The sequence below is a fragment of the Chryseobacterium sp. YR221 genome, assembly GCF_900176315.1.
Classification (GTDB): domain Bacteria; phylum Bacteroidota; class Bacteroidia; order Flavobacteriales; family Weeksellaceae; genus Chryseobacterium; species Chryseobacterium rhizosphaerae.
The window spans coordinates 246,894-271,659 of record NZ_FWXM01000001.1 but is presented as its reverse complement, the minus strand read 5'-3'; the positions used below and the strand labels follow the sequence as shown (position 1 = coordinate 271,659).

The following is a 24,766-nucleotide window of genomic DNA, read 5'->3' as shown; positions in this document are numbered from 1 at the left end:
AATAGTCAATCTACACATTATAATGGTAAAAACGAAGAGGTCATAATCCCGGATTTTTCAAAAAAAACACTGATCTTTATCTGTTAAAAATTGAGAATAATACAGGCTATTAAGAATGCTCTTTATGAACAGCGACTTAAAAAAAAGCAGGCTCCAAAATAAAATGATTGAGAAAATGAATAATCTTCTTTCGATCAATAAATATCATTCTTTTGAAAAGCCCGGTTTTAAACATTAAATTTGCAAAACAAATTATTAAAATTATGAACTACCATACCAGAAAATGGGTAAAACCTGAAGATTTAAATCCTAACCATTCTCTTTTTGGAGGAAGACTTTTACAGTGGATTGATGAAGAAGCTGCGTTATATGCAATTATCCAGTTGGAAAACACAAAAGTAGTCACGAAATTTATCTCCGAAATTAATTTTGTAAGCTCTGCAAAACAGGGAGATATCATAGAAATTGGTATAGAAGCAACCCACTTCGGCTCTTCTTCGGTTACTCTTAAATGTGACGTCCGAAACAAGATGACCCATCAAACGATTATTACAGTTGATAAAATTGTAATGGTAAATCTTGATCAGGATGGAAACCCTGCTCCTCACGGTAAAACTCAGATTGAATTTGTAAAAGACAGATTAAACAGCAGTTTATGACAATCTTCATAAAAAACATGGTCTGCAACAGATGTATTTCTGCTGTTGAAGATATCTTCACCAAAGCTGATGTGAAAATAGGCTCCGTTATATTAGGCGAAGTGGAAACAGAAACTGAAATATCAGCTGACAAAATGAAGGCCATTGAAAAAGAGCTGCTCGAAACCGGTTTTGAAAGAATTATGGATTCAGCCCATCAACTGGTTGAAAAAATCAAAAACCTTATCATTGTAAAGGTCAGTGAACTTGACATTGCTGATAATTTTTTGCTTTCCGAATTTTTAAGTTCAAAGCTCCACAAAGACTACAGCGCTCTTTCCAAAACGTTTTCACAAAATGAGAATATTACCCTGGAACAATTCTTTATTCTTCAAAAAATTGAAAAAGTAAAAGAACTCCTTTTATACAATGAATTCAATCTTACCGAAATTGCAGGGAAACTGGGCTATAAAAGCGTCCAGCACCTCTCTACCCAGTTTCGGAACAGTACCGGCTTTACCCCTACTGAATTCAAGAAACTGAAAGACCATCACAGAAAACCTCTGGATAATCTTTAATGTTTGAGCGTGGGAGTGCCAGAGAGTTTAGCGCAGGAAAGAATATAAGCAGTATCGGAATAATTACCTTCATACTTATAGGGATGAAGTTTTTCCTATTTGTCTTTTTGATAAGAATATAGATATCCTCCCACCCTCTTATTCTAATACTCTCTCACTCCCATACTCTTCCACTCTAAAACCCTCCAACCAAATTTTATAACTATTATCCTTAAATTTATAACAGCATTATTCCTCCTTTTTGGAAATTTGTAATATAAATTTAAGAATCATGGAACAACAGTATAAAATACTCGGAATGACCTGTTCAGGCTGTCAGAAAAAGATTTCCAATCAACTGAACAGCATAGATGGTGTGAAAGCCGATGTAAACCTGGAGAACAATACAGCAACAATCACCTCTGATCACAAAGTTGAACTGTCTGTTTTGAATAATGCTTTGGCCGAAATAGGAAAATACAAACTTGAAGACCCGGATAATCCGGACAAGGCTTTTGTAAAACCTCAGGATCGCGTATCTCCATCTTCAGTATATTATTGCCCGATGGAATGTGAAGGCGAAAAAGTATATTTCAAACAGGGAGAAAGGTGTCCCGTTTGTAAGATGTATTTAGTTCCTATTGAAGAAAAACTGGCCAAAGATCCCCATCACAAGCCAGCCTATTCCTCCACTCACCTTCCGGAAAATTTCAAAACCAGTGTTGGAAAGCATTATTGCCCCATGTTCTGTGAAGGCGACAAAGTTTATGATGAAAAAGGCGATTGCCCGGTATGTCATATGCACTTAGAAGAAATCACTGAAGATCTTGTAAAAAATACAGATACCCAAAGTCACAGTCATCATCATTCCCACACTCATGATCACAGCCATCATCATACAGCTCCTGCAGTAACGGATGAAATGGCAGGGAAATACTATTGTCCCATGTATTGTGAAGGTGATAAAACTTATGATTCTAACGTAGGCTGCCCTGTTTGCGGAATGGATCTGGTAAAATATCCTGAAAAGAAAACAGCAAAATATACCTGTCCTATGCATCCTGAAATCATCCGTGATGAACCGGGAGACTGCCCTATTTGTGGAATGGACCTCGTAAGAATGCCAGACAGCGGAGATGATGAGGAAGATGAAACCTACAATCTCTTAAAAAGGAAATTCATTACTTCATTGGCATTTACCATCCCCGTTTTCATTCTTTCAATGGGTGGAATGTTTATCAATTTTCCTTTTTCCCATCAGGTGCAGGGATTTATTGAACTGGCCTTGACACTTCCGGTTATGTTTTACTCCGGGTGGTTCTTGCTGAAAAGAGGCTGGGTTTCCTTCAAAACATGGAACCTCAATATGTTTAGCCTTATCGCACTGGGAGTTGCAGCTGCATTTATATTCAGTATTACAGCATTAGCTTTTCCAGATATCATTCCACATGAAATCCGTGGGCACAATCATGAAATCCCTTTATATTTCGAAGCAGTCTGTGTCATCTTAACATTGGTTATTTTAGGGCAATTGATGGAAGCGGCAGCTCATAAAAAAACAGGAAATGCCATTAAGGAATTAATGAACCTGTCACCGGATGAAGCTAATCTTATCGTCAATGGAGAGGAGAAAAAAGTTCTGCTTTCCCAGGTAAAAATCGGAGACTTGCTAAAAGTAAAGCCAGGTGAAAAAATTCCGGTTGACGGTAAAATTACAGAAGGAAGCTCAATTGTAGATGAAAGTATGATCACGGGAGAGCCTGTTCCTGTGGAAAAGAATATTGATGACAGAGTATCTTCAGGAACCATCAACGGGAATCAGGTATTCATTATGAAAGCTGAAAAAGTAGGTGACGAAACCCTTCTTTCGCAAATTATAAAAATGGTAAATGAAGCCAGCAGAAGTAAAGCACCTATTCAGAAGCTGACTGATAAGGTTTCAAAAGTATTTGTTCCGGTAGTCATTCTTATTGCGGTCCTTACCTTTTTTCTATGGCAGTTTTTTGGCCCGGAAGGAAAAAGAAGTTTATTTGCTTTCATCAATGCGGTGGCAGTTTTAATTGTAGCCTGTCCGTGTGCTCTTGGGCTTGCAACCCCTATGTCTCTGATGGTAGGAATCGGGAAAGGAGCTAAGAACGGTATCCTGATCAAAAATGCAGAGGCTCTCGAGCAAATGAATAAGATAAATGTTCTGATCACAGACAAAACAGGAACTTTAACGGAAGGGAAACCCTCTTTGGAATATATTGAGACGGTAAACAGCGAAGACAAAAATCAAATCTTACAGTTGGCATTTTCGCTCAACCAAAATTCTGAACACCCTTTATCCAATGCGGTTATAAAAAGAGCTAAAGAAGAAAATATTGCTGCTGAAAAAGTAGATCAGTTTGAAAACATTTCAGGAAAAGGGGTGAAAGGTAAAATCAATGGGAAGATGGCTTATCTAGGAAACGAAAACCTTGTCACTTCTCATCAGATACAGATTCCGTACAGTTTAAAGCAAAAAGCCATAGAAGTACAGTCAAAAGCACATACGATCTCTTATATTGCAGTGGATCAAAAAGTATTGGGTTTCATAAGCTTTACAGACAAAATTAAATTAAGCTCCAAAAAAGCAGTGGAAAGACTGATGGGCGAAGGAATTGATGTGATCATGATGACCGGAGATAATGAACATACCGCGAAAGCAGTAGCTGATGAACTGGGAATCAAACATTTTAAAGCCAACTGCCTTCCTGAGGATAAACTGAATGAAGTAAAAAAACTACAGCAGCAGGGAAAAATAGTTGCGATGACCGGTGACGGAATTAATGACTCTCCTGCCCTTGCACAATCCAACGTAGGAATTGCCATGGGAACAGGAACAGACGTCGCTATAGAAAGTGCTGAGATTACACTGCTCAAAGGAGATATTCTGGGAGTAGCAAAAGCTAAGCTGCTAAGCGAAAAACTTCTTAAAAACATTAAAGAAAATCTATTCTTTGCATTTATCTATAATGTATTGGGAGTTCCGGTAGCGGCAGGATTATTGTATCCATTCTTTGGAATTCTATTATCCCCCATGATTGCAGCTGCAGCCATGAGCATCAGTTCTTTATCGGTGATCCTGAATTCATTGAGGTTAAATTCCGTAGATCTGGATATAAAATAATAAAATGAAAAAAGAGAATCTTTACATTGGATGCTCAGGATTTTATAATAACGACTGGAAAGGGTCGTTATATCCTGAAAATGCTCCAGGTAAAGATTTTCTTTCTTTATATGCCAGGGCTTTTAATGCTGTAGAGATCAACTCCACATTTTATAGGATTCCAACAGCCAAAACTCTTTTAAAATGGTATGATGAAACTCCGGAGCTATTCAGATTCTTTATTAAGATTCCCAAAGCCATCACTCATCAGAAACGCCTTACAGAATCAAAAGAAGATATTATAAGCTTCTGTACTCATATTCAAAACAACCTGAAGGATAAGCTTTCCGGTTTTCTGTACCAATTCCCTCCTTCCTTTAAAAATACCCCGGAAAATCTTACCCTCATTATTGATAATCTTGATTTTAATTTTTTAAATGTTATTGAATTCCGTCACGAATCATGGTGGCAGAAAGAAATATTTGATTTCTTAAAAAATATCAATACTGTATTTTCAGGAGTAAGCTTCCCCGGAAACCTCCCTGAAGATGTAGTCATTAATCATCCTGAAATAATCTATTACAGACTGCATGGGAAACCTGTTCTCTATAAATCCGAGTACAGCAATGATTTTCTTGACCATCTTGCCGCCAAACTCAAGATGAAGAAACAAACAGCCTTTATATTCTTCAACAATACCTGGGGAACTTCCGCTGTTAAAAATGCAATCTACTTACAAGAGATTTTATAATCCTTTTTAATTTCAACAATATAAACGGTATCAATTTGTTAAAATTAAATAATTCCCCACAATAGGAAGAATTATTTAATTTCAATGAAAATAGAGAAATTCTATTGTTTTCGCATTTATAAATGTTAAAAAACAGATAAAACAAAAACATAAACTTATAATCAACAGATTAATGGAAATATGCTTTAAAATAAAGTTCTTAAAATAACCTTAAAAAGAAAAAACACCTTGAATAATGGCATATAATTTGTTAACTTTTCAGTGTTATTTTTAACGATTTTTAACAATTTAATTTCCATTACCTTTATGAGAAAAACTTTTGCGGGAAAGTCAAAAAACACGACTTTTCTCGGGATGTTTGCATTGATGAGTGCAACTTCGGTTTTATTGAACAACTGTAACTTCAAGAATGATGTGAATGAAAAGCTCAATTCACAAGAACATCCTACCGCGGAAATAGTCCCCAAAATAGATGATGAAAATATAGATCCTGATAAAAGGATCATCTACCTTACTTTTGATGACGGCCCGAACCAGGGCACAGAAAACCTGTTAAAAATCCTGAATAAAAGAAATGTATGTGCTACAGCTTTTCTTGTGGGTAAACATGCCTATGGAAGCAAAAAGCAAAAGGATGATTTTGAACTTTTAAAGCAGAATCCTCTTGTTGAGCTTGCCAATCACAGCTTCAGCCATGCCCACAACAAATACACAGATTTTTATAAGAATGCGCAGGCAGTGGTACATGATTTTGATATTGCAAAAGACAGCCTTAAACTTCAGGATAAAATTGCCAGAACTCCGGGAAGAAATATCTGGAGACTCAACAATATTAACGTAACTGATATTAAGAGCTCTACTCTTGCAGCAAACGGACTTAAAAATGCAGGCTATAAAGTAATCGGATGGGATCTCGAATGGAGACCTTCGCATAAAATGACTCTAAAAGGGAGCCATGAAGCCATGTTGAAAAAAGTAGACAGCATCTTCATTAACGACCTTGAAAAAACTTCAAGACACCTTGTTTTTCTTACTCATGATCAATACCTTAGAGATACTGACTCTATCAACGAATTAGATCTGTTTATTGAAAAGCTGCAGAAAAGCAACAAATTCGTTTTCAGAAAGATTTCACAATATCCGAAGATTAACGAAGTTTTGAACTAATATTTTTTTGAAAAAAGTATAGCCTAAAATTAATCTATAGGCAGAAACTGTCAAGTAAATTTCGGAAATTTGCATTTATGAGCATTAAAGAAAATTATCAGACGATAAAAGACCGGCTTCCGGAAGGTGTACAGCTGGTTGCTGTTTCCAAAACACATCCTGTTTCAGCCATACAGGATGTTTATGATTTGGGGCAAAAAGTATTTGGCGAAAATAAAGTTCAGGAACTAATGGAAAAATCCCCTTTACTTCCTGATGATATTCAATGGCATCTGATTGGGCATTTACAGACCAACAAGGTAAAATATATTGCTCCTTTTATAGACACTGTACAAAGTGTAGATTCTGAAAAATTATTATCCGAAATCAATAAAGAGGCCGGAAAGAATAACAGGATCATCAAGGTTTTGCTGCAGATAAAAATTGCCGCTGAAGACAGCAAGTTCGGACTTGAAATTCATGAAGCTGAAAACCTTTTTAAACAGTATATTGATGGTCAATATTCTCATATCAAAATTACCGGTTTAATGGGAATGGCTACTTTCACCGATGACGAACAACAGGTAAGAAAAGAATTTTTAACCTTAAAAGGCCTTTTTGATGAATTAAATAAACTAAAATCATTGAAAACCTTATCAATGGGTATGAGTGATGATTTCCCGGTAGCTATTGAATGTGGTGCCAATTCAGTAAGAGTAGGATCGGCTATTTTTGGAAGAAGAGATTATTCAAAATAGAATTTTTAGGTACAGTTTTTGCTAATAATTGAAACAAAAAATTTAAATTTGCAACTATGCAAAAAATCCTTATAGTAGAAGACGAAAAAGCAATCTCGGGAGTACTTCACAGTATTCTTTCTGATGAACTTACCGAATATGAATTTGTTATCGCTGAAGACGGCCTTGAAGGCTACAAGCAGGTAGAAAAAGAAGATTTCGCTTTAGTGATTTCTGATATTAAGATGCCTAAGCTTTCAGGAACCGAGCTTTTGAAACAAAGTCTCGCCTTAAAGCCTGAAACTACTTTTATTATGATCTCGGGTCACGCAGATATTGATTCTGCTGTTTCCTGCCTTAAAGAGGGTGCATACGACTTTATTTCCAAACCTATTGACATCAACAGACTGATCACCAGTGTGAAAAACGCTTTGGTAAAGGAAACCCTGAAGAAAGAGAACAAAAATCTTCAGACGGAGAACAAAACATTAAAGAGAAAAGTAAATAAAAAGTACCAGATGATCGGAACCTCTCCTGCTTTGCAGAAGATTCAGGATATGATCGAAAAGGTAGCTGTTTCGGACGCCAGAGTACTGATTACAGGACCTAACGGTGCCGGAAAAGAGTTGGTAGCTCACGCCATTCACAACCAAAGTGAGCGTGCAAGGGGACCGATGATTGAGGTAAACTGTGCTGCTATTCCTTCTGAACTTATTGAATCTGAGCTTTTCGGACACGTAAAAGGATCTTTTACCGGTGCTATTAAGGATAAGCAGGGAAAATTTGAGCAGGCAAACGGAGGTACTATCTTCCTGGATGAGATTGGGGATATGAGCCTTATTGCTCAGGCTAAAGTACTGAGAGCTCTTCAGGAAAGCAAAGTTTCTCCTGTAGGAAGTGATAAGGAAATAAAAGTTGACGTAAGAGTAATTGCGGCAACCAATAAAAATATGCAGAAAGAAATTGAGGAAGGAAAGTTCAGAGAAGATCTTTACCACAGGCTTTCTGTTATAGAAATTTACGTTCCACCATTGGACGAAAGAAAAGAAGATATCAAATTATTAGTTGACCATTTCTCCGGTATGATTGCCGATGAACACGGTACTGCTGTGAAAAAATTTGATGATAAAGCTATTGAAGCGTTAAAAGCGCTTTCATGGACTGGAAATATCAGAGAGTTAAGGAATGTGGTGGAGAGGTTAATTATTCTTGGAGGAAACTCTGTTTCTGAAAGTGACGTTGCAAGTTTTGTAAGGAAATAATTGAATTATTATTTACAATATATAAAAATTTGCAGTATCCATACTGCAAATTTTTTTTTTGACTTATTTTGAATATAAACTATATGAATCTTAAAATATTATGAACTTTTTAAACAAAAAATATACGAAAGAATGCCTGACTTTGGCTCTGCCTGTTATGCTTACTCAGGTAGGGCAAGTTTCAGTAAATTTATTTGACAATATTATTGTCGGAAAACTTTTAGGAGCGGATGCACTAGCCTCTGTTTCATTAGGAAATGCCGTATTTTTCTCAATCTTTGTATTGGCACTTGGGTTTTCATTTGCCATACCTCCGTTGGTATCAGAAGCACATTCAAAGCAGGATCACGCAACCATTAACTCTGTTTTCAGTCATGGGTTTGTGATCAATATGTCCGTAGGAATTATCCTGATGGTGGTTTTACTCCTGGCAATGCCACTACTCTACCATTCCGGGCAACCCGCAAAGATCATCCCTGATACAGTGGATTTTCTAAGTATTATGGTCATCAGTATGATCCCTTTCATGGCTTTTCAGACTCTCCGTGAGGTTTCTGAAGGGCTGTCTTATACTATTGGGGTTACCAAAGCTACTATCATTGCCAATATCATCAATATTGCTTTGAACTATGTATTTATTAAAGGACTTTGGGGTTTTCCTCCAATGGGTGTAAAAGGATCTGCTCTGGCAACACTGATCTCCAGAATATTTATGGTTGTTTTTCTTTATTTTGTATTGATTAAAGAAGAAAGAACCAAACGTTATATCAAAGATTTCTCTTTAAAAATCCAGGATTTTTCAAAGAAAATGTTCGATAAAATGATAAAATTAGGCTTACCGACTGCTTTACAGATGTTCTTTGAAGTAACGGCTTTCGCTGGGGCAGCTTTCATCTGTGGACTTATTTCCGCTCATGATATTGCTTCACACCAGATTGCCCTTAGTATGGCTTCATTTACCTTCAACTTGTGTGTAGGTTTCAGTGTTGCTTCTACGGTAATGATCGGACGAAAACTTGGTGAACAGAACTTTGTGGAATTAAGAAAAGTGGGAATCAATAATTTGAAGATCGCCTTTATTTTTATGTGCATCTGCGGACTGGTCTTTATTTTAGGAAGAAATATATTGCCAACTTTCTTTACTAAAAAAGAAGAGGTGGAAGTGATTACCCTGGCCTCAAAACTAATGATCATTGCCGCTTTATTCCAACTTTCTGACGGGATACAGGTAACGGCATTGGGAATGCTGAGAGGTTTACAGGACGTTAAAATACCTTCTATTTACACCTTTATAGCCTATTGGGTCATTACCATTCCTCTAGGCTATTTCTTCTGTGTAACGTTAGAAATGGGAGCTTTCGGAATGTGGATTGCTCTGGGATTAGGCTTAACGGTCTCAGCCGTTTTCCTTGTCAAACGATTTTTAAATATGTCTGCAAAAAGAATTAAGCAGAATACATAAATAAAACGTATGAAAACATCAACGCAGGGCTTAAAGCTCTGCGTTTTTTTTATTAGATTTTGTTACATTTGCCTCCGCTAATTAATCATCATGAAAAAAATATTATTCCTGCTTACTTTATCCGCAGGATCTTTTTACCAGGGGCAAACCAATAGATTCACCTATGAACTTCAGTACCGGAAAGATGCTTCAGAAGAATACAGAAAAAATATGATGAATCTGGATATCAATCCAAAATCTGTTACATTTTATGATAAAACCTTTGCCGATTATGACTCTATAAACAAACAGGCTCATGAAGCCGTTTCCCGCTACAGTACAAAAACCGACCAGGTCATCGAAAGAAAACCCGATTCTTTCAAAAACAAATGGTACAGAGACTTTTTTGATTATTTTGTTGTAGAAACAAATGATGAAATGAAATGGAAGCTGCTGCAGGAAACCCAGCAATACAACGGCTATACACTTCAGAAAGCTACCACAGATTTTGGAGGCAGAACCTGGAACGCCTGGTTCTCCAATGATGTGAATATCAAGGAAGGTCCTTATAAATTCCGTGGACTTCCGGGATTGATCTTTATCCTGGAAGATACCGACAAAAATTTTGTGTATAAACTGATCAACAATAAGAAACTTGATACTTATTATGATACCAAGGAATTTGTGGAAACCCATTATGGAAAACCTGCCATTCCTATAACGAACGAAAAATTCAATACATATATTGCAGATATTTACCAAAATCCTACGAGAATGTTTTCAGAAAAAATAAAAAACGGGCAAAAAGCAACTTTTAAAAATGAAAGCGTAGAATCTATCGAAGAACTTAATAAGAAAAAAGAGATGCTTCAGAAAGGCATTAAAGGACGGTATATCTATATTGAAAAGGATAAGGAACCGGTATTCAAAAGTAAATAATACTTTATCTAAAGAAGTAATCCCATTATAAAACAAAATCAGTTGTTTCTTACTAAAAAAACAACTGATTTTAATTGATATACTTTAGGATTGTTTTCTCAAAGATTTTTGACTATTGTCAATATTTATCCAATCTTTTTCCCAAGAATCTTTAAACTTCTTTCGATTCCATCCAGAATGGCTACATTGGGAAGGGTTCCCCAATCTTCAAATCCGAAGTGTCGGAATAGCCTTAAACTGGGTTCGTTATGAAGGAAAATAAGTGCCACGAGATTATGTACTCCAAATTTTGCAGCATTATCAATACAATACTCAAGAATTGTTTTTCCATAGCCTTTTCCTCTGCAGCTTTCATCCAGATAAATGCTTACCTCTACTGTTCCGCTGTACGCCGCTCTTTCATGGAATGAGCTGAAACTTACCCATCCTATGATCTGGTCTTCAGCATCTTGAACGATCCACAGCGGTCTTGTTTCAGGGTTATGCTCCTCAAACCACTCTTGCTTACTTTCCACGGAAACTTCTTCTACATCTGCAGTTACCATCCTTGAAGCAATTGTTGAATTGTAAATGGCCACAATTTTATTTAAATGAGCCCTCTCAGCATTTCTGAACTTTAATTTTTCCATTGATCTTGATTCAACTTTTTCAATACAAAAATACTAAATTTTAAAAACACCCCTTAATAAATAAAGCTTATTTTCAGATTTCAACACTTAAATAAAACGAACCCCTAAATATTTCAACACAAATTTCAAAACAAACTTATATAACTTAATATTCTTCTATTTCAAATCTTTTAAAATCCTGTTTAAACTTCTTACCGTTATTCCCAGATAAGCCGCCATATCTTCTTTAGAAATTTGAATACCTTGTTTTTCCTGCATTTTTATGAGCTGGGTTAAAGTATGTTCCGTGGTGTAAAGCTGTTGATAAGAAGCTCTGCTGGAAGTATTAATAATCCGTTCTGCGAAGGATTCCAACAGTAAGTTATTCAGACGGAGATCATTTTTAATCAAGGACCTGAAAAAAGGAATACCCACTGCATAAACCTCTACTTCTGATAGGGCTTCAACACTGCATAAACAATTGGTATTTTTGATCACCTCTACTTCCCCGATAATTTCTCCGCTTCCCAAAAATTCAACAATATATTCTTTCCCGTTTTCTTCCATTAAAAAACATTTGACCACTCCTTTTTTAATCAGGATAACCCTGGAGAGCTGCTCACCCTGTACTGTTATTTTTTCTCCTCTGGAAAAAGAGTTCACTGCAATATCTTCCTTATTCTCCTGTTTTGTGTATAGATCTTCGAGATAGTTTAAAAATGTATGATTCGTTCTTAACATGCTGGTCCGGGACAAATGTCCTTGGTTGATTTATTTTTTATGCTGAATTTTGTCGACAGAAAATTACAAAACTAAAATGAATAATCACATAACAACCATTGCCTTTGATGCAGATGATACCCTATGGATCAATGAACCTTATTTTCAGGAAGCAGAAAAAGAATTCTGTGTACTTCTTGAGGACTATCTGCCGCAGCATTCCGTATCGCAGGAATTGTTTAAAACTGAAATGCAAAATCTGCATTTATATGGATATGGGGTAAAGGGATTTATGCTGTGTATGATTGAAACGATAGGCAGAGTTACCAACAACACCGCTTCCCTGCAGCTAGTGAACAAAGCCATTGAGCTGGGACAGAGCCTTTTGCAAAAACCTATTGAACTTCTGGATGGGGTTACAGAAACCCTCGAAAGCCTGAAAGGAAAATACAGACTGGTTGTTGCCACTAAAGGTGATCTGCTGGATCAGGAGCGAAAATTAAAAAATTCAGGATTACAGGAGTTTTTTCATCATATTGAAATCATGAGTGACAAGAAAGAGAATGATTATAAAAAATTACTGAAGCATCTTGACTGCCAGCCGGAGAACTTTTTAATGCTTGGAAACTCTATAAAATCAGATATTTTACCGGTACTTGAAATTGGAGGATCGGCAGCCCATATTCCTTACCATGTTACCTGGAGCCATGAACAGCATGATGTTAATTTAGAACATCCCAATTTCATGGAATTGGAAAGTATTGACGAAATTCTGAAATACCTCTAGGATAAGGTAATAATTCATTTATTATAATCCTGTTATACATAAAGGAAGGCTGTTTTTCAACAGCCTTCCTTTTTATTATTTCTTCAAACATTTTTCAAGGAACTGATCCTGCTCCCATAAAAGATGTAAGATATTTTCTTTCGCCTGGTATCCATGTGATTCTTTTGGAAGAAGAACCATTTTAACCGGCGCTCCCAGGTTTTTCAGCGCCTGGAAATATCTTTCCGTCTGCAATGTGAAAGTTCCCGGGTTATTGTCTGCATCCCCATGCACCAAAAGAAGTGGTGTTTTCATTTTATCTGCATTCATAAACGGAGACATGGTATTATAGATCTCCGGAATATCCCAGTAATTTCTCTGCTCACTCTGGAATCCGAAAGGTGTCAGCGTTCTGTTATACGCTCCACTTCTGGCAATACCACAGGCAAAGAGATTGGAATGTGTCAAAAGATTTGCCGTCATGAAAGCTCCATAGGAATGTCCTCCAACAGCCACTTTCTTTTTGTCGATATATCCCAACTGATCTACAGCATTGATGGCAGCATCGGCATTGGCTACCAGCTGAGGAATGAAGGTATCATTAGGCTCAGTTTTTCCTTCACCAATAATTGGGAAAGCAGCATCATCCAAAACAGCATATCCTTTTGTTGTCCAGTATACGAAAGAACCGTAATACGGGAAGGTAAATTCATTTGGATTTTGGGTATTCTGCCCTGCGGTATTCTTATCTTTATATTCTGTAGGATAAGCCCAAATTAACAGAGGAAGTTTTTCTTTCTTCGCTTTTCTATCATAATTTGCCGGTAAATAAAGTGTTCCTGTCAGAGTAACGCCATCATTTCTTTTATAGGTAATTACTTCTTTATAAACATCTTTAATACTCTCAAAAGGATTGGCAAAATGCGTTACCGTTTCTGTTTTATTAGACTTAATATTCTTTTTAAAATAGTTCGGATACAAACTTGGAGATTCCTGAGTGGTTAGAATCTCTCCTTTTGAAGGATTCAGAATATCAATAATACTCTCTTTCGTATTTTTAAGGTTGGAAGTATACAATCTCTTTTTCTTCAGTGATTTCACATCCATCTCATCAATAAAAGGATGTTGTCCATCTTTTGTAAATCCGTCCCCAATAAGATAAGCTTTACCTCCTTTCAGATCTATAACAGATCTTCCGTATTGGTTTTTTACTCTATTAAATTTCCCCGGATCACTGTAAACATCCTGATAATTTCGGTCTTCAATTATTTTGGATTCATTGTTATTAAAATCAACAAGGAAAGATTTTGTATTTCTGGTATCATACCAGCCTTCAGAAACTACGGCATAATGATCATTGGTCCAGTTTACATCTTCATATCTCTGTTTTGTTTTGAAGAATGATTTTGGAGCGGCAGTAAACGGAGCTTCCCACATAAAGATTTCATCTCTGTATTCTGAAGCTTTAGACTGGTCTCCTCCATCAAGTGCTTCAGCAAACACCAGCGTTGAAGGCGCATCGCTTCTCCATGACAGATCTCTTTTTCCGGTTCTTACGGATGAAAAACCTTTCGGCATAATCTCATTCAGGGGAACTTCATTCACCACTTTTACAGCGTTTCCTTTTATATCGTACACCGTTGTTGTTATTGGAAATCTGCTTAAAGGAACAATATAGGAGAATGGTTTCTTAATAACGGTTGCCATTAAATAATTTCCATCAGGAGAAAAGCTTAAGCCGGTATACATATCCTGATCTTTTACTTTTTTAAGACCTCCGTTAAGATCAACACTGTATACTTCAGAAGCGGTAAGAACCTCAAAATTCTTCTCATCCTGCGGATTCTTTAAAAGATCCTGGTATGTTCTGTTCTGAGATACTTTTCCATCAGCAGTAGAAACAATAGGTCCTGTTGGAAGATCCTTGCTGGAATCAATTAAAGCAGGTCTGTTTTGAGGAAGGGTTTTAATTAATAAGCTCTGGGAATCATTATACCATACATAGGGTGATCCCAGGTTGGCATTCAAAACATCTCCGGTAATTTTTTTGGCAGTAGCTGTTTCCATGTCTACAATCCAAAGCTCCACTCCTTTAGCGGTAGTATTGGTAAAAGCCAGTTTTTTTTCATCCGGAGAGAATGAAGTATATGTAATTTTAGCATCTGCCGGCAAATTCTTTACCTGAACCTCATTCTTATCATTAATCTTCCTGATTTTAAGGTTATTCAGGTAATTGGCAGTACTTGCAATATTGGTAACGGGATTAATCCTCAGCCCTCCCAATTTCATCTCCTGCTGGCTAAGATCGCTCAGCGTCTTATAAGTGGGACGATACATAAAAACAACCCAGTCTTTTTTGTTGTTCATCAGAACACCAGGCGGCCTATCATAGTCTGCAAGTTTAAGGATTTCTGCAGAGGGTTTTTGATACGTAATATTTTCCTGTGCATCATAAAAATTGAGAAATGCCAGAAGGCAAATAGTCAGTTTTATCTTCATAAAATCATTTTTCACGAATTTAGTGATTTTTAATAAATTTTTAAACACTCACTCACAAGATCCTTTACAAATCCCACTATATCGATACTGGAAATAAAAAAAGAGCATTAAACAATGCTCTTTTATATCTATTTTTGAAATCAGCTTACCAATCTGAAGCCCGTTTTCTCTTTTCTATCATATGATCTACTGAAAACTTTCCTGCACCAAATGCCATAAGCAGAAGATACACGGAAAGATAAATAAGACTCAGCTCTCTCTTTTCAAAAGGATCTGCGCCATGAATAAAAAAGCCCGCAATAGCCATTGTAAAGATCAGAAATCCTAAAGAGATTCTTGTGAAAAGTCCTAATATCAGTAAGATTGAACAAACAAATTCCGCAAATACCGTAAGAATCAGGGAGATCTGAGGTCCTAATCCCATAAAATCAAAAAATTCAATTTTACCGCCTTCCAATAACATCTGAAGCTTTGGAAACCCATGAGAAAGCATTGCAAAACCTACAAAAACTCTCACTGCAAATAAAATAATATCTTTAAGTATTGAGCTGGAATTTGAATCAGTATAGTTCATTTACTAAAAAATTTAGACTAAGGTAATAAAAATCTTTTAATACAACGGGATTACAGCGTTTTTTAGTCTATCTGTAACCAAAGTTTTTTAAATCTCTGTCGTTCTTTCGCCAATCTTTTTTCACTTTTACGAATAAATTCAAGTGAATTTTCTTGGAAAAGAATTTTTCAAGATCCAATCGTGCTTCAGTCCCTACTTTCTTGATTGCCTCACCTTTATGCCCAATAATAATTCCTTTTTGGGTATCTCTTTCTACATAAATAATAGAATCTATAAAAATAATTCCTTCTTTTTCTTTAAACTGTTCTGTAACCACTTCTACAGAGTAAGGAATTTCTTTATCATAATTCAAAAGAATTTTCTCACGAATAGCCTCATTCACGAAAAACCTTTCCGGCTTGTCCGTATACTGATCTTTATCATAATAAGGCGGGTTTTCGGGTAGTAAAGATTTTAATTTAGGCAAGATAACCTCTGTATTGAAAGCATTCAGTGCAGAAATTGGAAGAATCTCCGCTTTCGGAATTTTATTGTGCCAGTCTTCTACTAATTTTTCAAGTCCTTCCTGTGTAGTCTGATCAACTTTATTCAGTAAAAGAAGGACAGGAACAGGAATTTTATTCAGTTTATCTATTAAAAACTCTGATGGTTCTGCTTTATCAGTAACATCTACAATAAATAAGAACACATCAGCATCCTGCAAAGAATCCTTTACAAAATCCATCATTTTTTCCTGAAGACCATATTTTGGATCCAATACTCCCGGAGTATCAGAAAATACGATCTGCAGATCATCTTCATTATAAATCCCAAAAATTCTGTGACGCGTTGTCTGCGCTTTCTGCGTTACAATCGCTAACTTCTCTCCCATCAACTGGTTAAGAAGAGTCGATTTTCCGGCATTGGGCTTTCCAACTATATTTACAAATCCTGCTTTGTGCATAAAAATATTATTACGAACTGCAAAGTTAGTAAAAACAAAATTGGTCTTAGAGTGAATCTCCATATTTAAAAAGAAAAAAGAGACTTATTTGGCTTTATGCAGCATTACAAAAAAGAATTTTTAAGGGGAACCTGATAAGAAAAATGATATTCCTCTGCTTATTGAGGCATCCGATTAATCATTAGATCAGCCAATGGACTATCATCCCAAGGATATAATACATCAAGAATTTTATCAACTTTTATTCTTCTTTATATTTCAAAAAAATTATAGGATTATTTTGCATTACATTACTTAAAACCGATACTTTTGAATATTAGAATTCATATGTATGAATATAGACCAGATTCTTGATCAGATTTACCTCCTTCCTGAAGCCTCAAAAAAAAGTTTAAAAGAACATATTACCGAAGTTTCTCATCCTAAAGGTTTTTGCCTGATGGAAGCCAATAAAGTAATCCCTTACCTTTATTTTATCCGCAAAGGTATTGCCCGTGCTTATGCCAGTACTTCAGAAAATGACATTACATTTTGGTTTGGGAGTGAAGGCCAGTGTATCCTTTCCATGAAAAGTTATGTAGAGGATAAGCCTGGTTACGAGAGTATTGAACTGCTGGAAGACTGCGAATTGTACCAGCTGGAAACCGAAAGTTTAAGAAAACTGTTCAATGAGGATATCCACATTGCCAACTGGGGAAGAAAATTGGCGGAAGCTGAAATGATCAAATCTGAGGAACTGATTATTTCCAGACAGTTTAAAACATCTTTGGAGCGCTATAAAGATCTTATGTTTTATCAATCTGACTTACTCAAAAGAGTTCAGCTTGGCTATATTGCTTCTTACCTCGGAATTACTCAGGTAAGCCTGAGCCGGATACGGGCAGAGATCAAGTAGCTTAGAGAGGGAGTAAGCTACAAGTCCATCCTTTTCTTATTTCAGGTACTCAACTTTTTTCATCATATTCCTCAATCCCAGAAGATTGAAATCAATTCTTTACAAAATCTATATACTTCCTTCTTCCAGTCTCCGACTTCTTTCTGTATAATATCCCCCGATCTCATTTTTTAACAATTGTAAAATTTTGTTTGCTTTAAAATTCTGAAATTTGCAGTAGAAAAATTAACAAAAATGAATTGGATCATATTAGTTATCGCAGGATTATTTGAAGTTGCCTTCGCGTCATGTTTGGGAAAGGCAAAAGAAACATCAGGAACGGAAATGTACCTTTGGTATACCGGATTTCTGATCACGATGACTATAAGCATGCTTTTGCTTATCAAAGCCACTCAGACCTTGCCTATCGGAACGGCTTATGCCGTATGGACAGGAATTGGAGCTGTAGGAACAGCTTTAATGGGAATTTTCTTCTTTAAGGACCCTGTAAGCTTCTGGAGAGTATTTTTTATTGTAACGCTTATCGGTTCTGTAGTAGGATTGAAAGCTGTTTCTTCTTCACATTAAGATTCGACCTTAAAAAAGCACATAAACTTCTATCTATATTTAAAAATGGAACCGTCTTCTATATGAAGGCGGTTTCGCTTTTCTCACACTTATCTTCAACATTTCCAGCTTCCATTATTTTTAGCTTATCCATAAAAAAACCTGCCAAAGATAGGCAGGTCTTATTTATTTTTTGAAAACCAACGGTAAGATTTCGTTCTCTCTTAATCCGTATTTTTTGATTTCTTCCTGGGGAAATTTCTGAGAATAGAAATTCACTTCTGTTTCGAAACCTGCTTTTTGCAAACGATCAAAATAATCCATCCCATACCAGCGGACATGGTCATACTGCCCAAAATGTTTCTGGCGTTCTTTCGGATCTTTAATGGTAAAATCTTCATAGGTTTTTTCCAATGAATTTTTCATTGGAACCTGAAGTATCCCCCATCCTCCGGGTTTCATTACTCTGTACAATTCACTCATTGCTTTGGCATCATCTTCAATATGTTCCAAAACATGATTACAGAAGATAATATCAAAACTTTCATCCTCAAAAGGTAAGTTCAGGATATCCGCCTTTACATCTACAATCGGGGAATATAAATCCGCTGAAATATAATTCAGATTGCTCATCCTCTTAAATTTCCTTAGAAATTCCTGTTCAGGAGCAATATGCAGAACTTTATAGCTTTTAATAAAAAAATCAGTTTCATTCTGAAGGTAAAGCCACATCTGGCGGTGTCTTTCCAGGCTCAGTGTTCCCGGAGAAAGAGCATTCTCTCTCTGCTTTCCATACCCGTAAGGCAGAAATTTCCGATATGACCTTCCGTCTATAGGATCAAAGAACTGATCTCCTTTAAAAAACTGATAAATAAGCGGCCTCGCCCAGATGCTCATTTTGATAAGCATCGGACGTGGAATTTTATTCAGTAAAAGTTTCGTTATTTTTTTCATTAAAAATCCAGCTGGAACTGCTTTTCTTCATCGCTTTGAATTCCTAAAGCTTCGTAAATATATTGGAATGTAGAAAGCAACACAGGTTTACCATTGATTACAGCCACATCATGTTCAAAGTGAGCAGAAGGTAAGTTATCTAAAGTAGTTACAGTCCATCCGTCATTATGGAATTTCACTTTTTCAGTTCCAAGATTGATCATCGGTTCAATAGCAATAGCCAAACCGTCTTTAATCACTTTTCCGCTTCCTTGTCTTCCATAGTTGGGCACCTGTGGGTCTTCATGCATTTTTCTCCCTAAACCATGTCCTACAAGCTCTTTTACCACTCCATATCCTTCTTTTTCACAATGAGCCTGGATAGCATGGGAGATATCACCGATTCTTTTCCCTCTTACACATTGTTCAATCCCTTTATAAAGAGATTCTTTACTCACCTTCAATAATTTTTTTACTTCCGGTTTTACTTCACCAATTTCAAAGGTATAAGCATGATCTCCTACAAAACCGTTCAGGATTACCCCACAGTCTACAGAAAGCACATCGCCTTCTTGTACGATATCATTGTTGGGAAAACCATGAACTACCTGATCATTCGGAGAAATACACAGTGAGTTCGGGAAACCTCCATATCCTAAAAATGCTGGTTCTGCTCCATGATCCTTAATAAAATCGTGAGCCAGTTTATCTAAATATAAAGTGTTTATTCCCGGTTTAATTTCTTTAGCCAACATTCCCAATGTTTTAGAAACCAATCGGGCACTCTCCTTCATAAGACGCAGTTCGTCTATCGTTTTTAATTGAATCATTGTTGTATAGATGTTAGATTAGATGTTGGAAGTCCGATTACAGCTTTGTGCTAATGGTTGACTTCCCATGATCTATAAACTCTTCTGATAATACGTAGAAACTTTTAGTAATGACGTTATAATGTCCTGTTACTAAGTTCTATTCTACCAGAAAAGTCCTTTTTTCTTTTCTTTTTTTAGTTTTGAATAGGCAAGAACTTCTCTTCCTTCTACACGGAATTCTATTCTTTCCTGAATAATATTGTAGATTTCACCCCATCCAGGAAATCCTCCTAAGTTTCTGTCATCAATAAACCAGTCTGCATCCAGTTTTCTGGATTGATTTGCAGAATCGAAAACTTCTCCTTCAAAGCTTGAATTTACGGCATAAAACTCTACTCCGTTTTTTTTGCAGAATTCTACTGCTTCATCTAATGTTTTTCCGTGTCTGTATGTCCAAAGGATAAGTCTGTATCCCTCTGCCTGAAGTTTTTTTAAGGTTTCAAAAGCGAAAATTTTCGCTTTTCCAATTGCCGGATATGCATCATCTACAATCGTTCCGTCAAAGTCAACGGCAATCTTTTTATTATTTAACATTTTGTTCTTTTTTTAGCTTTGCAAAGATAAGAAATAAAAAAGAGTGCCAAAAAGAAAGGCACTCAATACTTTTATAATTTAAAAAATTCTATAGAATTTAGCTCTTCACCCAGTTAAACTGGAACTGAAGATCCGGTGTAGAAACTCTGTCTGTAATTTTCTGTAGTCTTGCAGGAAGTTTCATTAAATACTCCTGAGCTTTTTCTGCTTTTTCTGTAAGACCTTTTACGTGCTCAATTTTCCACTCATCCAACAGATCTTTCATAATATTGATATAATCATTACCTGTATACACCATACATCTTTGTGCAGCATCTGAAAAATGTCCCCAAAGTTCTCCTGCTTTTTGTCCTGACTGTCTCATCAAGTGAGCCGGCATTACAATTTTCTTACGCATCATATCTTCAAAGGCAAGAATCATTTCTGAAGGGTCAATTTCAAGAATTTTAGCCACGAAATGTTTGTATGCTTTAGCGTGTCTTGCTTCATCTGCAGCAATTACCCCACACATTTTAGCCAGTTTTCCGTTTCCAGATTGCTTCGCCAAAGTACCAACTCTTCTGTGAGAAATATTAGTTGCTGTTTCCTGGAAACTTGTATAAATGAAGTTTCTGTAGGGATCCATACTTGTTCCTAAGTCGAACCCGTCATTGATCAAATACTGAGTTGTGATCTCCACTTCTCTCATATTCACTCTTCCACACAGGTATAGATATTTATTCAGTAAATCTCCGTGTCTGTTTTCTTCTGCAGTCCAAGCTCTTACCCAATTCGCCCAACCTACTTTTTGTTCCTGGTTTACTCCGTCTACTCCCATCAACCAAGACTCATAAGAAGGAAGAGCCTCTTCCGTAATACAGTCTCCGATTAGAGTTACAAATAAGTCGTAAGGCATTTCACGAGCAAAAGTCTGAATTTCCTCTAAATCATGTTTAAAGTCATCGCTTGATGGATCTGGCAGGTAATCGGAAGGCTGCCAAATTTTTTCAATTGGCGTTAAAAATTTATCAAGAAAAGAACCTACTTCCTTTTCCAATATTCCCATTACTTCTTTCCTAACAAGCTTTTGATACATTTTACTATTCAGTTTTTAATTAACAAAGATATGATTTATTTATTATTTAACGCATAATAAAGTATGCAAGTCATACCTTATCTGATATATATCATAAAAAATGCCACTATATCATTATAACGGCATTTTTTTATGAATATTATTGAATTTTAACTAATCAAAACCTCTCCTGTCATAGCATCCGGTATTTTCACACCCATTACATTAAGGATGGTAGGCGCTACATCACCCAGTTTACCGGGTTTTAAATTCCAGGTATTGTCTTTATCCATGACGATAAAAGGGACAAGGTTGGTAGAATGCTGTGTGTTTGGAGTTCCATCAGGATTGATCATTACATCCGAATTTCCGTGGTCTGCCAGTATAAAAACAGCATATCCGTTTTCATAAGCAGCTGTTGCCACTTTTTCAATGCACTGATCTACTACCTCAGCAGCTTTTATAGCAGCTTCAAAAACACCTGTATGACCTACCATATCTGTATTGGCAAAATTCAGGCAAACGAAATCGGCAGTTCCATTTTCTAATTCCGGTACAATAGCATTGGTAATATCATAGGCTGACATTTCCGGTTTTAAATCATAGGTAGGAACATCTTTCGGGCTTGGACAAAGTAATCTTCTTTCTTCCTTAAACTCTTCCTCCCGTCCTCCCGAGAAGAAAAAGGTAACGTGAGGATATTTTTCCGTTTCAGCAATTCTGATCTGAGACTTTCCGTTTTTCTCCAGTACCTCTCCCATTGTTTCTGTTAACACATTTTCGTCAAAAACAACCTGAACATTCTGGAATGTTTTATCGTAATTCGTCAACGTAATATAATAAAGGTTGAGTTTACGCATAGAAAAATCCGGGAAATCTTTTTGTGAAAGAACTTCTGTAATTTCTCTTCCTCTGTCTGTACGGAAATTGAAACAGATCACGACATCATTATCTATAATCTTCGCTACCGGTACTACATTTCCTGTAGCTGTAGTATTCACTAAAATAATAGGCTTCAGGAATTCATCCGTTACATTATGATCATAAGAATCTTTAATAGCGGCCAGGGCATCTGTAGTCTCTAATCCCACTCCATCCACAAGAGCATCATAAGCTAATTTTACACGCTCCCATCTCTTATCTCTGTCCATTGCAAAATATCTTCCTACTACTGTGGCTAATTTCCCTGTAGTAGCTTCCATATGCTTCTGAAGTTCATCTATAAATCCCAGTCCTGAATGCGGATCACAGTCTCTACCGTCTGTAAAAGCATGAACAAATACATTTTCGTTCAACCCGAATTCTTTGGCAGCAGATAATAATCCTTTTAAATGATTGATATGGGAGTGTACTCCTCCATTGGATACCAATCCTATAAAATGTATTTTTTTATTCTCTCTTTTTGCATATTCAAAAGCATCCTGGATCACTTTTTCCTGTCCCAATGTTCCGTTTTCAACGGCCATATTGAGTTTTACCAGGTTTTGATACACTACTCTTCCGGCGCCCAGATTCATGTGGCCTACTTCAGAGTTTCCCATTTGTCCTGCAGGAAGTCCCACTGCTAAACCACTTGCTTCAAGTGTTGTGTGTGGAAATTTTTGATAACAGCTGTCTATAAATGGTGTATTTGCTTTATCTATGGCAGAAACATTTGGGTTGGTTCCCAATCCCCATCCGTCAAGGATTGCCAGTATTGCTTTTTTCGACATTTTGTATAACTTTTGTACTACAAATTTACCTAATTTCCGATGAATAGAAGAATTTGAAGGCTCGAATTTTATTGATTATTGATCGTCAGGATGATATTGCAGGTAATCCAACCATGTCAAGGTTTAAAACCTTGACATGGTGTATTAAATAATTCGGGAAATGATCAGATGAATTTCTATCGAATGAAAAAAGATCATTTTTATCATAAAATTTCAGCTTCAATTCCCTTCATAAATCCGTAAATCTTTTTAATTTTGCGGTATGGATTTACGAGATCAATTGAAGAATCTTTTTCCTGATCATGATGAGCAGGATTTTGAAATGCCTGAAGAACAGTTCAAGCAGAAAGAACCTTTGGTATGCAAATTTGAAAAAAAGGGAAGAAACGGAAAGCCTGTAACAATAGTTGAGGGTTGGGAAGGCAGTGAAGAAGACCTGAAGAAAATTTCAAAGAAAATAAAAACCACCTTAGGAATAGGCGGTTCTGAAAAGGATGGGACAATTATCATTCAGGGTGATAACCGTGATAAAATCATGAGTATCCTTAAAGATATGGGCTATAAAACCAAACGTGTTGGCGGATAGGTTTAGAAATAAACCTGAGCTTCCGGCAATAAGGTTTTTAATTGTTCTATTTTAGATTTCTCTATAGGGTTTCCTATAAGAATCAGTGTTTTAAGATTTTTTAAGTGTTTAATTTCTACAGGAATATCTGTCAGGTTATTATGAGCCAGATTCATGCTGACTATATTTTTTAATCCTTTTACTTTGGATGAAATCTCGGTAATATGATTATCACTTACATTCAGAAATTCCAGATGCTGAGATTTATATAGATTTTCCGGTAGTTTTGTAATGGCATTCTGCTGAAGTTCAAGATATTTTATATTTCTGGGAAAAGACAGATTTCCAAGATCATTGATCTGATTATCAGAAAGATTTAAAAATTTCAGATTTTTAATCTGGTCCAGACGGTCTCTAATAAAACTGATCTGATTCCCCTGGAGATTAATTTCTTCTAATGTCGGAATTTCCATCAATGCTTCCGGAAAAACATTCAGGTTATTGGCATCAAGATGAATGGCTTTTAAGTTTTGAAGTTTGGCTACATTGGGATTAATGCTTGTCAGGCTATTCAAATTGATAGAAAATGTAGTGAGCTTTGTAAGTTGGCCAATTTCATCCGGAATATATTTAATACTGTTTTCATTAACATTCAAAATCTCCAATTCTTTGAGTTCAAACAGCTCCTGATCCATTTTTTCAAATTTATTACCCATTATATTCAGAAAAAATATTGAATTCAGCCTGGTGATCTCAGGAGGCAGATTAAATAATCCTTTTTCCCTGAAACTCATACTGTAAACTACTTTTTTGCTATTTAAAGCATCTTCAATATTCGTGAAGGTAGGATATTTAACGGGATCGATCTGGGCCTTTGCCAGAACGAGAGAGAAAATGGAAATAAACAGTATCGATTTTTTCATAGATAAAAATGTCCGCCGGCA

Annotated in this window: 24 protein-coding genes; 13 read left to right on the top strand and 11 right to left on the bottom strand. The window is 36.2% G+C overall.

What is annotated here, in order from left to right:
* Window positions 1–263: 263 nt before the first annotated feature.
* From B8967_RS01265 to B8967_RS01225, 9 genes are all read left to right on the top strand, one after another.
* A complete protein-coding gene (locus B8967_RS01265; RefSeq protein WP_047495641.1) occupies window positions 264–659 on the top strand; it encodes an acyl-CoA thioesterase in 396 nt (131 codons plus the stop codon).
* On the top strand, window positions 656–1,216 hold the full coding sequence (locus tag B8967_RS01260) for a helix-turn-helix domain-containing protein (RefSeq protein WP_084083991.1): 561 nt from the start codon (window positions 656–658) through the stop codon (window positions 1,214–1,216). The genes B8967_RS01265 and B8967_RS01260 overlap by 4 nt, the downstream gene beginning before the upstream one ends.
* A 271-nt stretch (window positions 1,217–1,487) precedes the next feature.
* Window positions 1,488–4,346, top strand: a complete 2,859-nt coding sequence (locus B8967_RS01255) for a heavy metal translocating P-type ATPase (RefSeq protein WP_084083990.1) — start codon at window positions 1,488–1,490, stop codon at window positions 4,344–4,346.
* Between the two features lie 4 nt (window positions 4,347–4,350).
* Entirely contained in the window at window positions 4,351–5,076 is a 726-nt protein-coding gene (locus B8967_RS01250; protein WP_084083988.1) for a DUF72 domain-containing protein, read from the top strand.
* Between the two features lie 306 nt (window positions 5,077–5,382).
* Window positions 5,383–6,243: a polysaccharide deacetylase family protein gene (locus tag B8967_RS01245; RefSeq protein WP_084083986.1), complete on the top strand. Its 861-nt coding sequence runs from the start codon at window positions 5,383–5,385 to the stop codon at window positions 6,241–6,243.
* A 77-nt stretch (window positions 6,244–6,320) separates the two neighbouring features.
* Complete coding sequence (locus tag B8967_RS01240) at window positions 6,321–6,980, top strand: YggS family pyridoxal phosphate-dependent enzyme (protein WP_084083984.1); 660 nt, start codon at window positions 6,321–6,323, stop codon at window positions 6,978–6,980.
* A gap of 56 nt (window positions 6,981–7,036) precedes the next feature.
* Window positions 7,037–8,221: a sigma-54-dependent transcriptional regulator gene (locus B8967_RS01235; RefSeq protein WP_047495656.1), complete on the top strand. Its 1,185-nt coding sequence runs from the start codon at window positions 7,037–7,039 to the stop codon at window positions 8,219–8,221.
* A 100-nt stretch (window positions 8,222–8,321) separates the two neighbouring features.
* A complete protein-coding gene (locus B8967_RS01230; RefSeq protein WP_047495659.1) occupies window positions 8,322–9,683 on the top strand; it encodes an MATE family efflux transporter in 1,362 nt (453 codons plus the stop codon).
* 90 nt (window positions 9,684–9,773) lie between these two features.
* A complete protein-coding gene (locus B8967_RS01225; protein WP_084083982.1) occupies window positions 9,774–10,601 on the top strand; it encodes a GLPGLI family protein in 828 nt (275 codons plus the stop codon).
* Window positions 10,602–10,726: 125 nt separating this feature from the next.
* Here B8967_RS01225 and B8967_RS01220 read toward each other — a convergent pair whose 3' ends face one another.
* Both B8967_RS01220 and B8967_RS01215 read right to left on the bottom strand, forming a co-directional pair.
* Entirely contained in the window at window positions 10,727–11,230 is a 504-nt protein-coding gene (locus B8967_RS01220; protein ID WP_084083980.1) for a GNAT family N-acetyltransferase, read from the bottom strand.
* Window positions 11,231–11,386: 156 nt separating this feature from the next.
* Window positions 11,387–11,950, bottom strand: a complete 564-nt coding sequence (locus tag B8967_RS01215; protein WP_084083978.1) for a Crp/Fnr family transcriptional regulator — start codon at window positions 11,948–11,950, stop codon at window positions 11,387–11,389.
* Window positions 11,951–12,026: 76 nt separating this feature from the next.
* Here B8967_RS01215 and B8967_RS01210 point away from each other — a divergent pair, with 76 nt between their 5' ends.
* Entirely contained in the window at window positions 12,027–12,716 is a 690-nt protein-coding gene (locus tag B8967_RS01210) for an HAD family hydrolase (RefSeq protein WP_084083976.1), read from the top strand.
* Window positions 12,717–12,791: 75 nt separating this feature from the next.
* Here the strand turns inward: B8967_RS01210 and B8967_RS01205 are convergent, their stop codons facing one another.
* The 3 genes from B8967_RS01205 to era all read right to left on the bottom strand — a co-directional run bounded on the left by B8967_RS01205 (window position 12,792) and on the right by era (window position 16,711).
* Entirely contained in the window at window positions 12,792–15,194 is a 2,403-nt protein-coding gene (locus B8967_RS01205) for an alpha/beta hydrolase family protein (protein ID WP_047495918.1), read from the bottom strand.
* Between the two features lie 145 nt (window positions 15,195–15,339).
* Complete coding sequence (locus B8967_RS01200; protein ID WP_047495680.1) at window positions 15,340–15,768, bottom strand: DoxX family protein; 429 nt, start codon at window positions 15,766–15,768, stop codon at window positions 15,340–15,342.
* Between the two features lie 67 nt (window positions 15,769–15,835).
* Window positions 15,836–16,711: a GTPase Era gene (era, locus tag B8967_RS01195; RefSeq protein ID WP_047495683.1), complete on the bottom strand. Its 876-nt coding sequence runs from the start codon at window positions 16,709–16,711 to the stop codon at window positions 15,836–15,838.
* A 331-nt stretch (window positions 16,712–17,042) separates the two neighbouring features.
* Here era and B8967_RS01190 point away from each other — a divergent pair, with 331 nt between their 5' ends.
* Both B8967_RS01190 and B8967_RS01185 read left to right on the top strand, forming a co-directional pair.
* Complete coding sequence (locus B8967_RS01190; protein ID WP_047495686.1) at window positions 17,043–17,606, top strand: Crp/Fnr family transcriptional regulator; 564 nt, start codon at window positions 17,043–17,045, stop codon at window positions 17,604–17,606.
* A 234-nt stretch (window positions 17,607–17,840) separates the two neighbouring features.
* Window positions 17,841–18,173 (top strand): DMT family transporter, encoded by a 333-nt coding sequence (locus B8967_RS01185; RefSeq protein ID WP_027375222.1) that lies wholly within the window; start codon window positions 17,841–17,843, stop codon window positions 18,171–18,173.
* A gap of 165 nt (window positions 18,174–18,338) precedes the next feature.
* Here the strand turns inward: B8967_RS01185 and B8967_RS01180 are convergent, their stop codons facing one another.
* From B8967_RS01180 to gpmI, 5 genes are all read right to left on the bottom strand, one after another.
* Window positions 18,339–19,106 (bottom strand): class I SAM-dependent methyltransferase, encoded by a 768-nt coding sequence (locus tag B8967_RS01180; RefSeq protein ID WP_047495689.1) that lies wholly within the window; start codon window positions 19,104–19,106, stop codon window positions 18,339–18,341.
* Window positions 19,106–19,915 carry a type I methionyl aminopeptidase gene (gene map / locus B8967_RS01175; RefSeq protein ID WP_047495692.1) on the bottom strand — a complete coding sequence of 270 codons (810 nt, stop codon included), beginning with the start codon at window positions 19,913–19,915 and terminating at the stop codon, window positions 19,106–19,108. The genes B8967_RS01180 and map overlap by 1 nt, the downstream gene beginning before the upstream one ends.
* A gap of 144 nt (window positions 19,916–20,059) precedes the next feature.
* A complete protein-coding gene (locus B8967_RS01170; RefSeq protein WP_047495696.1) occupies window positions 20,060–20,491 on the bottom strand; it encodes a BT0820 family HAD-type phosphatase in 432 nt (143 codons plus the stop codon).
* Between the two features lie 97 nt (window positions 20,492–20,588).
* Window positions 20,589–21,566 (bottom strand): acyl-ACP desaturase, encoded by a 978-nt coding sequence (locus B8967_RS01165; RefSeq protein ID WP_047495699.1) that lies wholly within the window; start codon window positions 21,564–21,566, stop codon window positions 20,589–20,591.
* A gap of 149 nt (window positions 21,567–21,715) precedes the next feature.
* Window positions 21,716–23,257 carry a 2,3-bisphosphoglycerate-independent phosphoglycerate mutase gene (gene gpmI, locus B8967_RS01160; protein WP_084083974.1) on the bottom strand — a complete coding sequence of 514 codons (1,542 nt, stop codon included), beginning with the start codon at window positions 23,255–23,257 and terminating at the stop codon, window positions 21,716–21,718.
* Between the two features lie 262 nt (window positions 23,258–23,519).
* Between gpmI and B8967_RS01155 the strand changes: the two genes are divergently transcribed.
* Entirely contained in the window at window positions 23,520–23,843 is a 324-nt protein-coding gene (locus B8967_RS01155; RefSeq protein ID WP_047495705.1) for a translation initiation factor, read from the top strand.
* Window positions 23,844–23,845: 2 nt separating this feature from the next.
* Here B8967_RS01155 and B8967_RS01150 read toward each other — a convergent pair whose 3' ends face one another.
* Window positions 23,846–24,745 carry a leucine-rich repeat domain-containing protein gene (locus B8967_RS01150; protein ID WP_084083972.1) on the bottom strand — a complete coding sequence of 300 codons (900 nt, stop codon included), beginning with the start codon at window positions 24,743–24,745 and terminating at the stop codon, window positions 23,846–23,848.
* Between the last annotated feature and the right edge of the window lie 21 nt (window positions 24,746–24,766).